This is a genomic window from Mesorhizobium sp. M2E.F.Ca.ET.209.01.1.1, from assembly GCF_004010375.2.
Lineage (GTDB): Bacteria > Pseudomonadota > Alphaproteobacteria > Rhizobiales > Rhizobiaceae > Mesorhizobium.
On record NZ_SADP02000019.1, the window covers coordinates 22772 to 37334 of the forward strand.

18 protein-coding genes are annotated in these 14563 nt (G+C 62.9%); 12 read left to right on the forward strand and 6 right to left on the reverse strand.

What is annotated here, in order from left to right; translation table 11 throughout:
• Positions 1-63: 63 nt before the first annotated feature.
• A complete protein-coding gene (locus tag EN852_RS27310; protein WP_127878647.1) occupies positions 64-1845 on the reverse strand; it encodes an adenylate/guanylate cyclase domain-containing protein in 1782 nt (593 codons plus the stop codon).
• Positions 1846-2276: 431 nt separating this feature from the next.
• On the opposite strand from EN852_RS27310, the gene EN852_RS27315 reads away from it, so the two are divergent.
• Entirely contained in the window at positions 2277-2534 is a 258-nt protein-coding gene (locus EN852_RS27315; RefSeq protein WP_095818037.1) for a PepSY domain-containing protein, read from the forward strand.
• 93 nt (positions 2535-2627) lie between these two features.
• On the opposite strand, the gene EN852_RS42555 is transcribed toward EN852_RS27315, so the two are convergent.
• Entirely contained in the window at positions 2628-2792 is a 165-nt protein-coding gene (locus EN852_RS42555) for a hypothetical protein (protein WP_246694423.1), read from the reverse strand.
• A gap of 134 nt (positions 2793-2926) precedes the next feature.
• Here EN852_RS42555 and EN852_RS42560 point away from each other — a divergent pair, with 134 nt between their 5' ends.
• Both EN852_RS42560 and EN852_RS27325 read left to right on the forward strand, forming a co-directional pair.
• The gene (locus tag EN852_RS42560; protein WP_246694424.1) at positions 2927-3349 is read left to right on the forward strand and encodes a hypothetical protein; all 423 of its coding nucleotides are present in this window, start codon (positions 2927-2929) and stop codon (positions 3347-3349) included.
• A 101-nt stretch (positions 3350-3450) separates the two neighbouring features.
• Positions 3451-3936 carry a hypothetical protein gene (locus EN852_RS27325; protein ID WP_127878649.1) on the forward strand — a complete coding sequence of 162 codons (486 nt, stop codon included), beginning with the start codon at positions 3451-3453 and terminating at the stop codon, positions 3934-3936.
• A 63-nt stretch (positions 3937-3999) separates the two neighbouring features.
• Here EN852_RS27325 and EN852_RS27330 read toward each other — a convergent pair whose 3' ends face one another.
• A complete protein-coding gene (locus EN852_RS27330) occupies positions 4000-5877 on the reverse strand; it encodes a murein L,D-transpeptidase (RefSeq protein ID WP_127878651.1) in 1878 nt (625 codons plus the stop codon).
• 301 nt (positions 5878-6178) lie between these two features.
• On the opposite strand from EN852_RS27330, the gene EN852_RS27335 reads away from it, so the two are divergent.
• Positions 6179-6580, forward strand: a complete 402-nt coding sequence (locus EN852_RS27335; protein ID WP_127878653.1) for a rhodanese-like domain-containing protein — start codon at positions 6179-6181, stop codon at positions 6578-6580.
• Here EN852_RS27335 and EN852_RS27340 read toward each other — a convergent pair.
• The gene (locus EN852_RS27340) at positions 6577-7497 is read right to left on the reverse strand and encodes an alpha/beta hydrolase (protein WP_127878655.1); all 921 of its coding nucleotides are present in this window, start codon (positions 7495-7497) and stop codon (positions 6577-6579) included. The genes EN852_RS27335 and EN852_RS27340 overlap by 4 nt on opposite strands.
• Before the next feature lie 47 nt (positions 7498-7544).
• On the opposite strand from EN852_RS27340, the gene EN852_RS27345 reads away from it, so the two are divergent.
• A complete protein-coding gene (locus tag EN852_RS27345) occupies positions 7545-7997 on the forward strand; it encodes a MarR family transcriptional regulator (RefSeq protein WP_127878657.1) in 453 nt (150 codons plus the stop codon).
• 12 nt (positions 7998-8009) lie between these two features.
• Here EN852_RS27345 and EN852_RS27350 read toward each other — a convergent pair whose 3' ends face one another.
• Together EN852_RS27350 and EN852_RS27355 are read right to left on the reverse strand one after the other, a co-directional pair.
• The gene (locus EN852_RS27350; protein ID WP_127878659.1) at positions 8010-8621 is read right to left on the reverse strand and encodes a pyridoxamine 5'-phosphate oxidase family protein; all 612 of its coding nucleotides are present in this window, start codon (positions 8619-8621) and stop codon (positions 8010-8012) included.
• A 93-nt stretch (positions 8622-8714) separates the two neighbouring features.
• Positions 8715-9068, reverse strand: coding sequence for a DUF971 domain-containing protein (locus EN852_RS27355; RefSeq protein ID WP_127878661.1), 354 nt, complete (start codon positions 9066-9068; stop codon positions 8715-8717).
• 311 nt (positions 9069-9379) lie between these two features.
• Between EN852_RS27355 and moaA the strand changes: the two genes are divergently transcribed.
• The 7 genes from moaA to EN852_RS27390 all read left to right on the forward strand — a co-directional run bounded on the left by moaA (position 9380) and on the right by EN852_RS27390 (position 14526).
• The gene (gene moaA, locus EN852_RS27360; protein ID WP_127878663.1) at positions 9380-10375 is read left to right on the forward strand and encodes a GTP 3',8-cyclase MoaA; all 996 of its coding nucleotides are present in this window, start codon (positions 9380-9382) and stop codon (positions 10373-10375) included.
• Between the two features lie 55 nt (positions 10376-10430).
• On the forward strand, positions 10431-10925 hold the full coding sequence (locus EN852_RS27365; protein WP_127868083.1) for a hypothetical protein: 495 nt from the start codon (positions 10431-10433) through the stop codon (positions 10923-10925).
• A 113-nt stretch (positions 10926-11038) separates the two neighbouring features.
• On the forward strand, positions 11039-11395 hold the full coding sequence (locus tag EN852_RS27370) for a hypothetical protein (RefSeq protein ID WP_127878665.1): 357 nt from the start codon (positions 11039-11041) through the stop codon (positions 11393-11395).
• 124 nt (positions 11396-11519) lie between these two features.
• Positions 11520-12440, forward strand: a complete 921-nt coding sequence (locus EN852_RS27375; protein ID WP_127868085.1) for a DMT family transporter — start codon at positions 11520-11522, stop codon at positions 12438-12440.
• Between the two features lie 4 nt (positions 12441-12444).
• Positions 12445-13077, forward strand: a complete 633-nt coding sequence (mobA, locus tag EN852_RS27380) for a molybdenum cofactor guanylyltransferase MobA (RefSeq protein WP_127878667.1) — start codon at positions 12445-12447, stop codon at positions 13075-13077.
• Positions 13074-13589 carry a molybdopterin-guanine dinucleotide biosynthesis protein B gene (gene mobB, locus EN852_RS27385; protein WP_127878669.1) on the forward strand — a complete coding sequence of 172 codons (516 nt, stop codon included), beginning with the start codon at positions 13074-13076 and terminating at the stop codon, positions 13587-13589. The genes mobA and mobB overlap by 4 nt, the downstream gene beginning before the upstream one ends.
• Positions 13590-13740: 151 nt before the next feature.
• A complete protein-coding gene (locus tag EN852_RS27390; protein ID WP_042642409.1) occupies positions 13741-14526 on the forward strand; it encodes an ABC transporter substrate-binding protein in 786 nt (261 codons plus the stop codon).
• Positions 14527-14563: the final 37 nt, after the last annotated feature.

Genomic DNA, 14563 nt, shown 5'->3' on the forward strand with positions numbered 1-14563 from the left:
CTAGGTTTGCATCGGTCCGGCGTATGTGAATTCGTTCACAGTGGTCTGTTGTCGGCCCGGCAATCATGCGGCTGCCTTGGCCCGATCGAAATTGGCAATCAGGAAATTGTTCCGGGACGGGTCCACGAACGGTATCCAGCGTATCCTCTGCTCGGAAAAATCAGGATGCCTGGTCATGAAAATCGCAAGCTCGCGCTCTGCCTCGTCATGCCTGCCGCTTCTCGTCAGGGCGCCTATCTTCAGGAACCGGGCGTAGAAGTAACCTGGCGACAGGTTGAGCGAACGCTCGGCTGTGGCGATCGCGGCCGGCCAGTCCTCGACGAAGCAATAAGCGGCGGCAAGTTCGCCCAGATTGTGGAAGCGATAGAGGTCGAACGGGCTCAACCGCTCGGTATCGAGGAAGAACGGGATCGCGCCGGCCGCGTCGCCAAGCAAAAGATGCGCGCTGCCCATGGCCGAGCGGGCGAAGGCGAAGCTCGGATTGATGTGGATCGCCTCGGCAAGGTGCTCGGCCGCCAATGCCGGCAGGCCGCGCATGATGTCGGCCGCGCCGAGATAGGCATGCGGACGCGCGTCGAGGCTGTCCATCAGCAGCGCCTTGCGCGCAAGCGTCTCGACTTTCTCGAGATCGTCGCTGTCGCCGAAACGCAGCCATGCCCGCCAGAAATACCACCATGCGAGCTCGTTCAGCACGGCACTCGAGTTCGGATCGTCCCGGTAGGCTCTGTCGAAGAAATCCAGCGCTATGTCGGTATCACGGCGCGTGCGCCTGTTCATGTGCCAACGGCCGCGCCTGACCAGCTGCCAGGTTTCGAGGCTTTCCCAAGGAACCTGGAACGTACGCGCCTGCTCGGCGCGATCGACCTCCTTGTCGAGGATGGAAACGATCTCGCTGCCGATCTGATCGCGCAGGCTGAAGATGTCCACCAGGTCGCGGTCGAAGCGTTGCGACCAGACCAGGCGCCCGTTCGACGTGTCGCTGAGCGATGCGTTGAGGCGGATATGCCTGTCGTAGCGCGCCAACGTGCCGCTGACGATGTAGCGGGCCCCAAGCGCATTGCCGATGAGCCTTGTGCCCAGGCTGTCGTCACGAAACTGGAAGCTGGATCCCTTGGCGATGACCGAAAGCCAGCGCGTGTTGGAAAGGCCGTATATGATGTCCTCGGCGATACCGTCGGCCATATAGCCGACATCGGGTTCGCTTCCGTTGCCCTGGAACGGCAGCACGGCGATTGCAGGGGGGCCCTTGGCGGTCGGCCTGTAATGGCCGGACGCGGTGGGGATGGAAGTGAAGGAGGCCGGCGTGGCAGGCCCGTTGCCGCCGCGGCCCGCGATCAGCACCCGCACCGGCAGGGCGATGTTCTTCAGGCTGAACTCGCCGAGATCGGTGAAGACCGCCGCTGTCTTGTCCTTCACATGGTGCCAGGTCGTGGCCGAGATGGCGACACCGTCATGCGGCGCGAATTCCTGGAGCCGGGCGGCGATGTTCACGTCGTCGCCGTAAAGACGGCCTTCGCGGACAATCACGTCGCCGGTGTTGATTCCGGCGCGAAACGGCATGCGCATGTTCTCGGCAACTGCCGCGTTCAGCGCCGCGATCCGCGCTTGGAAATCGAAGGCCGCCCGCAAGGCTTCGATCGGGTTGCCGAATTCGGCCATGATGCTGTCGCCGGCATCGCCGAACGTGCGCCCGCCAAATGCGCCGCAGCTGCCGGCGATGATGTCGCGCCTCTCCTCGAACGCGGCGACGGCGAGCTCATCGTCGATGCCCATCAGCCTCGAGAATCCAACGGCGTCGATTGAAATGATTGTCGCAAGCTGACGGGTGTAATTCCGTTCAGCCATGATCGAGCCCCCAGTCCCCGCTTGCAGTCCAGAACGGGCGACCTCCGCTCAAAAGAAACGCGTCAACGTCTGCCGATGGATATCCCCCGGCAGGTCCGGCGCGCCATTGCCACCCTGTTATGACCAGAATTCTATCAGGGTCTTGCCGAAAGCTCTACCACGAACAGCTAATGTGGCGAGCCGGCGCATGGTTAGTCATTCACTATGTCGGAAGACACATCCGCATCGTGCCGTTACCCGTTGAAATCACACCTTCTTTTTTCGTCACACAATGCCGAATTTGGCTGCTGCCAGCCGAACATCGCCACGTCGAGCCAGACGCTTCACAAGGCGTTATTTTCACGCTACGGAACCAAGGTGCCTGCGTGCTGGTTTCTGACGGCACCCAGGCGCATATGAAACCTGGCCAAATACGCGATTTGAGGGCTCTCATGCGCACTGTTGTTTTAGCAACCGGTATCGCGGCCTTCCTTGCCGGCGGATCGGCCCTTGCGGCGGACGACCAGCCACTGCCCCCGCAAAATGCCAAGAAACTCTCGGAGATCGTCGCCAAGGTCGAGCAGCGCACCGACTTCCGCTATGTGAAGGAGGTCGACTGGGATAGCGACGGCTACACCATCACCTACTACACCACCGACAAGGCCAAGGTCCAAATCACCTACGACCCGGTGACCGGCGAGCCCAAATAGGCCGCGGTCGCTTGCCCCTCTGCCATTCCGCGGGGCCTGCATTCGGCATAGAGTCGATCGTCGAAACAAGCGGCCTGAGGAGAACATGCGGCTTCACACCTGCGCGAGCGCCCTACTTGTGACCGCTTCGATCGTAGGGACGTCCGGCTTGGCGCGGGCGGACGGCCCGTCCTTCGATTGCCGAAAGGCGCGGTTGCCCGCCGAAAGGGCGATCTGCGCCGACCCGCAAATGTCAGCCATCGACGCCTTGGTCACCAAGGCCTACGCCGGTTTTGAGCCGGCCTTCGGCGGCGACAAGCGCAAGATCGCCAGGGGGTTGGTCGCCGACCGGAATGCCTGCAAGACGGATGCCGCCTGCATCGTCAGCGCCCAGAACAATGCGTTGCAGACATATGGCAGCGCGCCGTCATGGGTACAGGGACTACAACATCGCGCTGATCGGCAAGAAGGCGCTCGACTTTGCTGCAAGGACGCCGAAGCCGACCGACCAGCCCCTGCCCGCGTCGATCGGAAATTGCGGCTTCACCCAAATCAAGACGCTGACGACAAGGCTGGGCGACGACCCGCTGGAAACCGCCAGTCCGGATGCCGGCAGCGCCGCGACGTTCACCAATGGCGGCACGGCGGTCTCCTATGACCGCGAACCGGGACTGGCGAGTTCCAAGGTCGGCGATCCGGTCGTCATGTGCCTGATCGCCATCCCGCGCGACTGTCCGAAAGACGATCTGCGCGGCAGGGTTTACTACGCCGTCGACCTCGCCGCCAAAGGCGCATGGGCTCTGCCGGACTCGCAGCACCTGTGCGGTGGCGCCTGAGGACCCCGGCACCGCGCCGTGGAGTCCGGCGCGGCGGGCCGGCCTTGCATCGTCACAACTTTGGTGGCTGACTGCCCTCCTGATTGCGGGCACGGGGGTGCATGGCAGTGATCGGCTACGTCCTGAAGCGCATCCTGATGGTGCTCGCCGGCTATCTGGTCGCGGTGCTTGCTGGCTTGATCGCGGTGGTGGTGATCTACGCGATATTGAGTTCGCTGCCCAACGCGCCGGGCTATTTCGGACTTATGGAATTCACCCCCGTCGCCGTCCTGGTCGTGCCGCCGCTCGGCATGTTCGTCTATTTCCTGACGATTATCCTGACGGGGATGCAGACGCTGGTCTTCGCATTGATCGCCGAGTTCTTTTCGCTGCGCAGCTTCTGGCTGCACATGCTGTTCGGCGCCGCCGCTGCGGCGGCCGGCTTCATGCTGATATGGCCTGACGCCGCCGATGACCCGGAACGCTGGGCCGACATCGGCATCATCGCGGGCGGCGGCCTCGTGGCCGGCCTGATCTACTGGCTGATCGCCGGGCGCGACGCCGGCTTCCGCCCGCCGCTCATCAAAGCAATTCCAGGAAAAGTGTGAAGCGGTCAGGCTCGGCGGCATCGCCGTAGCCTTCCGTCCGGAATTGCTTGACGTTAACAGCGCTCAGCTTGAAGGCGTACGCACCGCTTCGGTCGCGTCCAGCGCCTGCATCAGCTTGGAATCGCGGCCATAGACGTCGTCGAAATACTCGACCTTGCCGGACATGTCGGGCCAGGCGGTGAAATAGGCGACATAGACCGGGATGACGCGTGTGACATTCTCGGTCGAATGCCCGTGCTTCAGCTTCTCGGCGATATCGTCGACAGAGGTGCCAAGCACCGCCGCCGCCATGCCCCGCGGATCCTGCAGGCGGATGCAGCCATGGCTGAGCGCCCGCATGTCACGCGCGAAGAACGACTTCTGCGGTGTGTCGTGCATGTAGATGGCGTGCTTGTTGGGGAAGAGTATCTTCAACTCGCCGAGCGCGTTGGCCTCGCTTGGCTGCTGACGCACACTAAATGGGATCTTGGAGCCGTAGGCGCCCCAGTCCACCTCCGACGACGGGATTTGCCTGCCGCGCGAATCCGTCACCTCATAGCCGGCCCGGTCGAGATAGCCCGGATCGCTGCGCAGTCTGGGCAGCATCTCATTGACGATGATCGACTGCGGCACGCCCCAATAGGGGTGGAAGTCAACCTGCTTGATCTGGTTGTAGAAGAAGGCGGTCTGGTTGGTGACCCGGCCGATCACCGCGCGGGTCTTCAGCTTCTCCTCGCCATTGTCGATATAGCTGGCGGTGAAGGCCGGCTGGTTGATGAAGACGCGCGGACTGCCGAGATCCGACGGCAGCCAACGCAGTTCCTCGAGCGCCACCTTGACCTTCTCGATCCTGTCGGCTTTCGAAGCCCCGGCCAGCAAGGCCACTGTGCGCGGGCCGATGACGCCGTCGCCCTTCATGCCTTCCCGCTGCTGCACCGCCTTGATCACCGGTACCAGTTCGGGTTCGTAGACTTCGCTCTTGCCCAACCTAGCAAGAACCTCGCCGTAGCTGCCGCCCATGTCGTCATCGAGATTGCGGGCAATCAGCGTCAGCAACTTCGGCAGTTCCGGGCTGCTCTCACCGGGCTTGAGCAACAGCTTGGGATCGACGACGATCTCGTTTTCCTCGCTGGCTTCAAGCGCCTCCAGCTCGACGCGCAGCGCCTGGTACTCGGCGTTCTGCGGATGCCGCGATTCGAGATAGGTACGCACTTCCTGGGTATGGGCCAGCGTCTTCAACGCGCCTTCCAGATCGAACGGCTTGGCCGGGAAATCGTAATAGCCGGTCATCCGGTTGGGATCGACGCGGCCGCTCTGGGCATCATGGGCATAACGCAGCACGCGCGCCGACAGCGCCATCTCGAAGCGGACCAGTTCCCTGGTTCGCTCTTCCGGCGTGGCGGAAGTCGCGGCCGCGGGGATATCGACGGAATAGTCAGCCGGCGTCAGACCATAACTCGCCGCCTCGCCCAGCACGCGCACGGCATCCTGCGCCCTGCTGTTGGGCGCGTTGTCGCTCACCCAGATGAAATCCGGATTGGCCGAGTAATAGGCAATCAGCGCCTTGGCGATGTCAGGCTCGGCGAACAGCTCATAGTCGCTCAGGCCGGCAACTGCATCGCGGAATGCGGAGCTCGTCACCGACGGGACAAAGGCGGCATCCTGCGCCGTTGCGGGCGGTGTTGCAGGTACCAGCGACTTGAAGTCGACGCGCACGACCTTGTCGGCCCGGTAGGTGTTGTAGGTCGGGCTGCTGATTCGGACGCTGCCGCCATCCTCTCCTGGCGGCCGTATCTTGCGTGGCTTCGGCGGCGGCGGAAATTCGCCCTGCGGATCGTGCCGGATGCCGCCGCCGAACAGCATGTCGAACAGCCCTTGCGCGCTTGCCGGCTGGTGCCCGAGGGTAAGCGCCGCCGCGATCGCGATCGGCAGCACCGCCTTTTTGTTCCCGAGGAATTTCATGAATCACTCGCTCCGGTTGTCACCGGTTCCCGTTCCGCGCCGCTAAACGATCTCGCCCACCGCATGGCGGATGTAAGGCGCAACTATACTGATTCATACCGATTTCGTTAAGCTTCCATAAATTTCCATGGCCATGTTGCAGAACGGTTTCACATCCGTGTGAGACCCGTGCGGCCAGCCTCGGTTCCCGCGATGCTTGCGCCATTGCGCCAGACATTGGCGGAACCGGCTTGGACGTGACAAACCCCGGCCGTTATGCTCGAAATCCTGGTCGCTTGAGCCGTGGCCTGGAGGATGCGCAGTGAAGAAGGGATATCGCCAGCTTCTCGACGAGGCGAATGCCGAGATCGAGGTCGTGTCGCCGGAGGAGGCAGCGGGGCTGCTGGAGGATGACGCCACGATCTTCGTCGACCTGCGCGACCCGCGCGAGGTCGAGCGCGACGGCAAGATCCCCGGCGCCAAGCATGTGACGCGCGGCATGCTGGAATTCTGGATCGATCCCGAAAGCCCCTACCACAAGCCGTTCTTCGCCTCAGGCAAGACCTTCGTCTTCTTCTGCGCCGGCGGCTGGCGCTCGGCTTTAGCCGCCAAGACGGCGCAGGACATGGGCCTGACCCCGGTCAAGCATATCCTCGGTGGCTACACCGCCTGGAAGGCGGCCGGCCTGCCGGTCGAGCCGGGGCAGAAAAAGAAGGCGGACTAACAGGCTGATTGGTGCAGGATCGATTCGCCCTGCCCGGTCACGAAACCCACCGCTCGCGCAACGACATCCCTGTCGGCGAGGATCCGGCGGTGGCCGAGCCCATCGGCCCAATGCAGATGGACATGCTCGCCGGCGCCCGCGTAACGCCTGGCATGGTTGGCATGGACCTCGCGATCGTCCGGCGCGTGGATGATCAGCGTCGGCACCGGTGCCGTGGCAAGCTGGCGGTCGCCAGTGAACTCGCTCAGCGGCCGGCCCGACAGATGTTTCACCCGATCCGCCATGGCGACGCGGGAACGCGGCCCAACATTCATCATGTCGCTGAAGTCGTCGAAGATTGCCGGCAGCGAGCTCGGCGCCGCGATCAGCACCAGCTTTTGCGCCTTGAGCGGCGGTATGCCCTTGACCGAGGCCGCAACCGCATTGGCGGCAATCGCGCCGCCGAAGGAGTGGCCGACGACGGCGGCAAAGGGGCCGAACCATTCGCCCGCGACCCGCGCCGCATCCACCGCATTCACCATGTTGAGACGGTGGCCGAGCGAATGGCCATGCCCAGGCAAATCGAGCGAGACGACCTTGTAGCCGGCGCCGCGGAACCCTTCGATCAAGGCGCGCATATATTCGGTGCGCGAGCGCCAGCCATGAATGATGAGCACCGTGCCGCGCGATTCGGTGCCCGGCTCCGGCCGGAATTCATGCACGGCGATGCAATCCGTCCTTGTCTTCAGCCGGTGATGGCGGGCCTCGGCCATGAAGGCGGAGGCACGCTCGACTGCACGGCGCTCGCCGTCGCTCAGCGATTTGGCACTGGGTGTGCGGCAAAACAATTCGAACGCGGCGCGGCCGCCAAGACGCGGTGCAACATGCTCGGCTGCGCCGAAAACGCCCCGGATGACCTTCATTCCAAATGATGCCATATTGGCAGTCCATCCATTCGTTCAAGCATGAACATAATAGTTCAAACATGAACATTAAGCAAGAGCTGCCCTGGGATAACCCGCGCTTCCGCAACTGGGTGGCGGTGGCGCGCGCCTGCCATGTGCTGGAGCGCACGCTGGCCGTGAAGCTGGCGCCGCTCGACCTCAAGCCGGCGCAGCTCGACGTGCTGATGAACCTCTACCGTCATCCAGGCATGTCGCAGCACGACCTTGCCCGCAAGCTGCTGGTCGGCCGCTCCAACATCACGATGCTGTTGCCGCAGTTGGAAGCCCGCGGCCTGCTGCGCCGCGAAAGCGACGAGAAGGACAAGCGCGTGCTGCGGCTGAACCTCACCGAGGCCGGCGAAGCCCTGCTGATGAAGGCGCTGAAGGTTCACATGGCGCTGATCGAGAAGGCGATGAGCCAGTCGACTCCGGAACAATGCGACATGATCGGCGAGCAGATGCGCAAGATCGCCGACGTTCTGAAGGAAGCCTGAGCCGGCTTCCAATCACCACATGGTTTTCTTCGCCCGCTCCGGCCATTCCTGGTCGTACTTCTGGCCGTCGATGTTCTTGCGGCTAGTGACCTCGAGGATCTGGCCGGGCGTCGGCAGCGACTTCGGGTCGACATGCCTGGCCGGATTCCAGAGTTCCGAGCGCACGATGGCGCGGGCGCATTGGAAATAGACCGTGTCGACATCGATGACGGTGACCGAGCGAGCCGGCTTGCCGTCGACCATGAAGGACGCGCAAAGCCCGGCATCGGTCGTGATATGCGCGCGGCCGTTGATGCGCAGCGTGGTGCCCGAGCCCGGCACAAGAAACAGCAGCCCGACGCGCGGATCGCGAATGATGTTCTTCAGCGAATCGGCGCGGTTGTTGCCGCGCCTGTCCGGCATCATCAGCGTCTTCTGGTCGACGAGACGCACGGAGCCCGCGAGATCGCCGCGCGGTGAGCAATCCAGCCCTTCCGGCCCGCTGGTCGCCAGCGCTACGAAGGGCGAGGCCTCGATGAAGGCGGCGTATTCGGGAATCACATGGTCGAGCTCCTTGACGATCGAAGCTTCGCCCGGCAGCCCGTAAAGCGCCTCGAGCTGTTCGACGGATGTGATGCGCGACATCTTCTTTGCCTCCTGACCTTTTGCCGGCGCTACCCCATGACCATGACGCCTTGACGACAGCCGGCTGTCGACATTGGATTGCCACCCGCCAGGCTAACGGTCCCGGCTCAGCCCCTTCTCGGCCAGCTCCGCCAGATAAGCGTTCCAGCGCTGGTCCTTCTCATGGCCGAGCGTATGCAGATAGTTCCAGGTGAAGATGCCGGTGTCGTGGAAATCGTCGAAGGTGATGCGCACCGCGTAGTTCCCCACCGGCTCGATCTTGAGGATCGCGACATCGCGCTTGCCGGGGACCGTCACCCGCTGCTCCGGCGAATGGCCCTGCACTTCCGCCGACGGCGAAGCCACGCGCAGGAACTCCGCCGGCAATTCGAACGGCTGATGCCCCGGAAAGGTCACGGTCAAGAGCTTGCGGTCCTTCGAGACCCTGAGTTCCTTTGGCGCGGTCATGATTGGTCCTGTCTAGAGCCGGATGATTTCAGGTCGAATCGACCTGAAATCTGAATCCGTCTCTAAGTCAAAGAGATAGAGCATGATGTCGTCCGAAAAACCGCTTCACACTTTTCGGCATCATGCTCTGAGTTGCGCCCTTCCCTACGCCGCTTCGAGCGATGCGGAAAGCCACTTGAGGTCAGCCGACACGCGATGTCGGTCGGGGAATGTTACCAAAGATCAAGACCTTCTATCTTGAATGCGGCATCGGATCGTATCACATAGCCATATATAACGACGCCGCTAAAGGCCACGGGAAACGCTTGCCAATGGACATGATCGACCCCTTCGGTCGCACGATCAGCTACCTGCGCGTGTCGGTCACCGACCGCTGCGATTTCCGTTGCACCTATTGCATGGCCGAGGACATGACCTTCCTGCCGAAGAAGGATCTGCTGTCGCTCGAAGAACTCGACCGGCTCTGCACCGTCTTCATCGAGAAGGGCGTGAAGAAGCTGAGGCTCACCGGCGGTGAGCCGCTGGTGCGCAAGAACATCATGCACCTGGTGCGCCAGCTGTCGCGTCATCTGGACAGCGGCGCGCTGGAAGAGCTGACGCTGACCACCAACGGCTCGCAGCTGTCGCGCTTCGCCGCAGAGCTCGCCGATTGCGGCGTCAAGCGCATCAATGTCTCGCTGGATACGCTCGATGCCGAAAAATTCCACCAGATCACGCGCTGGGGCAATCTCGGCAAGGTGATGGAAGGCATCGATGCCGCGCAGAAGGCAGGCTTGAAGATCAAGCTCAACGCGGTCGCGCTGCGCGACTTCAACGATGCCGAGATCCCCGAACTGATGCGCTGGGCGCATGGCCGCGGCATGGACCTCACCCTCATCGAGACGATGCCGATGGGCGAGATCGAGGCCGACCGCACCGACCAGTATCTGCCGCTGTCGCTGCTGCGCGCATCGCTGGAGCGCCAGTTCACGCTCGCCGATATCCCCTACAAGACCGGCGGCCCTGCCCGCTATGTCCATGTCACGGAGACCGGCGGCCGGCTCGGCTTCATCACACCGATGACGCATAATTTCTGCGAGAGCTGCAACCGCGTGCGACTGACCTGCACCGGCACACTCTACATGTGCCTCGGCCAGGAGGACGCTGCCGACCTCAGGGCGCCGTTGCGTGCCTCCGAGGGCAACGAACTGCTCGACGCGGCGATCGACGAGGCCATCGGCCGCAAACCCAAGGGCCATGATTTCATCATCGACCGCCGCACCAGCCGTCCTTCGGTCTCGCGGCATATGAGCGTCACCGGCGGCTGATTTTTTTCGCGGCTTGATGCATGATCGTCTTTGGTTGTTGGCCAAAGGGGGGAACATGCAGAATCGTCGGCGCATCGGCTGCCCGTCACCGGCGGCTATCCTTTTCCTGTCGGCAATCATCACGACAACGGCAACCGCGAAGCCGTTCACCTACGTGAATGCGCGGTTCGGCCAGTCATGCACATTTCCCGACGATATCTTCGACAAGCCGATGCCCGAACCGGAAAATGGCGATGGGCAGCAATGGCTTAGCGCCGACGGCGCCAGCCTGACCTGTTCCGGCATCTACAATGTCGATAACGACACCCCGAAGGGTTTCGTTGCCCAAGAGAAAGCCAGCACCGAACCGGGCTACAAGGTCACCTACAGCAAGACCGGCAAGAACTGGGCGGTGCTCTCTGGAAGCAAGGACGGCAAGGTCTTCTACGAACGGCGCCTGTTCGGAAAGGACGACGTCATCCGCACCGTCTGGATCGAATATCCCGCCGCGCTCAAGGCGAAATACGACCCTCTGGCCGGCGCGATCGCCAAGAGCCTCAGCGGCCCTTGAGGCGGACCGGCTCCCCTGAAAATAATGCGCTCGCACCCACCTTCCGCCCGATTTACCGCCGGCCTTTTCCGGCCTAGCCTTCGGGCGCGATTTTCGCTCTCAGGGGGAGTGCCATGCGCACATTCATACTTTCACTTGCAATGCTTGGGATTGCTTCCATACCGGCCGCCGCTCAGTCGATCGGCGGCACCTATACCGTCGCCGGCACCAACTTCGACGGCTCGAAATATGATGGCGAAGCCACCATCACGCTGACCAGCGACACCACCTGCACGATCCACTGGGAAACCGGCGGCTCGACCTCGGACGGTATCTGCATGCGTAACGACAATGCGTTTTCTGCCGGCTATGCGATGGGCAAGGAAGTCGGTCTCGTCGTCTACAAGATCGAGAAGGACGGCTCCCTGCATGGGCTGTGGACCATCGCCGGCCAGAACGGCAACGGCACCGAAGTGCTGACGCCGAAATAAGTCTTCCGAACCTTGGCAAATCGATCTCGTGGGCCACGCAGAACTTCGTGGCCCATTTCTTTGCCGTTGCTGTTTTCCGGTCGCCTGCTACGGCTTGATCTAGAAAAAGAATCCGGAAACGCCTTTGCCTCTTTCACCAAACCTGCGCGGCGCGCTGTTCATGATCGTGGCCATGGTCGGCTTCACCTTGAACGATGCGATCACCAAATTTTCTTCCGAATCGATGAACATGGCGCAGGTCATGCTGGTGCGCGGCGCCTTCGCGTCTCTCTTCGTCGGCCTGCTTGCCTGGCGGCGCGGCGCGCTCGTCAATCCGGCCGCCATGCTGCAGCCGATGGTGGCCATGCGCGTGGCCGGCGAAGCCGGCGCCACGGTGTCGTTCCTGATCGCGCTTGCGCATCTGCCGATCGGCAATGTCTCCGCCGTCATGCAGGCATTGCCGCTGGCGGTCACCATGGGCGCGGCGCTGGTGTTCGGCGAAAGCGTCGGCTGGCGACGCTGGACCGCCATTGCCGCCGGCTTCGTCGGCGTGCTGATCATCGTGCGGCCGGGATTCGACGGTTTCAGCGTCTATTCGCTGGTGGCGTTGGCCAGCGTCGCCTGCTGCGCGGTGCGTGACCTTTCCACCAAGCGCATCCCGCAAGCGATCCCGACGATGCTGGTGTCGACAGCGACCGCGCTCGCCATGACCGTGCTGGGCGCGCTGCTTTTGTCGCCGATGGGCGGCTGGACGCCGATGAGCGGCCGGTCGACCATGCTTCTGGCGCTCGCGGCGGTGCTGGTGCTCATCGGCTATCAGTTCATCATCATGGCGATGCGCTCGGGCGACATCTCCTTCATCGCGCCGTTCCGCTACACCGCCCTGCTCTGGTCGATCCTGCTCGGCCTCGTCATTTTCGGCGATGTTCCCGACCTGCCCATGATCGTCGGCGCCGCCATTATCATCGGCTCCGGCCTCTATGCGCTCTACCGCGAGCGCGTCGTCGGCAGGCAGCAGCCTGCCGCTGAAAGCGCTGGACCCGACATGGCGCCGGACGGCATATAGGCCGATGGACCGAAATGTTGCGGGGATCATTCTGGCGGGAGGCCAGTCGCGCCGAATGGGCGGCGGCGACAAGCCGCTGCTTTCATTGGGCAAAGCCAGGCTGATCGACCATGTCGCCGCGCGATTGAAGCCGCAGGTCGCGACGCTCGGGCTCAACGCGAACGGCGATCCGGCGCGATTTGCCGGCACGGGCCTGCCGGTGATCGAGGACACGGTGCCGGGCCATGCCGGACCGCTGGCAGGCATCCTCGCCGGCCTTGAATGGGCGGCGAAGCAAACAACCTGCCGGTGGCTGATGAGCGCCGCCGGCGACACGCCATTCTTCCCCGACACCCTCGTCGAGCGCCTCGCCGCCGCAATCCGCGAGCGGCCAGGCGCGATTGCCGTCGCCAGTTCGGGCGGCAGGTGGCATCCAACCTTCGCGCTCTGGCCGCTCGGCCTGCGCGACACCCTGCGCCATTTCCTCGTAGACGAAGACAACCGGCGGGTTTCGGCCTTCATGGAGCGCCAGGGCTATGTCGAGGTCGAATTCCCGATGATCGAGGCCGGCAGCCAGAAGATCGATCCGTTCTTCAACGTCAACACGCCGGACGATCTTGCGGCAGCGGAGCGTCTGTTGCAAAGCCTTCGGCCATGAGACGTATATTCGGCATCACCGGCTGGAAAAATTCCGGCAAGACAACCCTGACGGAAAAGCTGGTCGCCGAGCTGGTGGCGCGCGGCTGGACGGTTTCGACGGTGAAGCATGCCCACCATGACTTCGACATCGACAAGCCGGGTACCGACTCCTTTCGCCATCGGCAGGCGGGCGCCACCGAGGTCGCGATCGTTTCCGGCCGGCGCTGGGCGCTGATGCACGAATTGCGGGGCGAGGACGAGCCGACGCTCGACAATATTCTGGCGCGCCTAGCGCCCTCGGACATCGTGCTGGTCGAAGGCTACAAGCGCGAAGCGCACAAGAAGATCGAGGCAAGGCGGCTCGAGGCCAAGGACCGGACGCCGCTTTCAGCCAACGATCCCAACATAGTCGCGGTCGCCGCCGACTTTCCGGTCGAAGGCGAAGGCCTGCCGGTTTTCGACCTCAACGACACCAAATCGATAGCCGACTTCGTCGAGCGCAGCACAGGTCTCGTCGCTGAAACCGAGTAACGCAGCGGCAGATTGGGATTGTCGTTTGCCGTTGATTTGCAGTTGCTTTTTTCTCGCAAAGAGTGGGAGTATCCGCCTCAGCGGGCGGTAACGAAGCTCCGCCCACAAGAGCCGCACGGGACAGCGGCCATGACAATATGAGAGGATTATCATGCGTATTGCACTGCGTATCGCGCTTGCCGCTTCGGCCGCGCTGCTGACACTTGGCGTCGCCCAGGCTCAGGAAAAGACCCTGAGGATCGGCACCGAAGGCGCGTACCCGCCCTTCAACAACCTGACCTCGGACGGCCAGCTGGTCGGCTTCGACATCGATATCGCCAAGGCGCTTTGCGACGAGATGAAGGTGAAGTGCACCTTCGTCGCGCAGGATTGGGACGGCATCATCCCGGCGCTCCAGGCCGGCAAGTTCGACGCCATCGTCGCCTCGATGTCGATCACGCCAGAGCGCCAGGAGAAGGTCGACTTCACCCACAAATACTACAACACCCCCTCGGCCATCGCCGTGCCGAAGGATTCGCCGCTCAAGGGCGTGACCAAGGAAGACCTCGCCGGCAAGAGCATTGGGGTCGCCACCACGACCACGCATTACAACTACGCTTCCAAGACCTACACCGACAGCACCATCAAGGGCTATCCGAGCAGCCCCGAGGAGCAGGCCGACCTCGCCAATGGCCGTCTCGACGCGATCGAGGACGACATCGTCGTGTTGCAGCAATGGCTGGATACGCCAGACGGCGCCTGCTGCAAGATCCTCGGCCAACCCTCCCCGCAGCCGGTCGAGATCTTCGGGCCGGGTGCCGGCATTGCCGTGCGCAAGGGCGAGACCGATCTGGTCAACAAGCTGAACGAAGCGATCGATACCATCCGCAAGAACGGAAAGTACAAGGAAATCAACGACAAGTACTTCAAGTTCGACGTCTACGGCGCCGAATCCTGATCGTAACGCCAAGGGCGGTGAGGCACTCCTCGCCGCC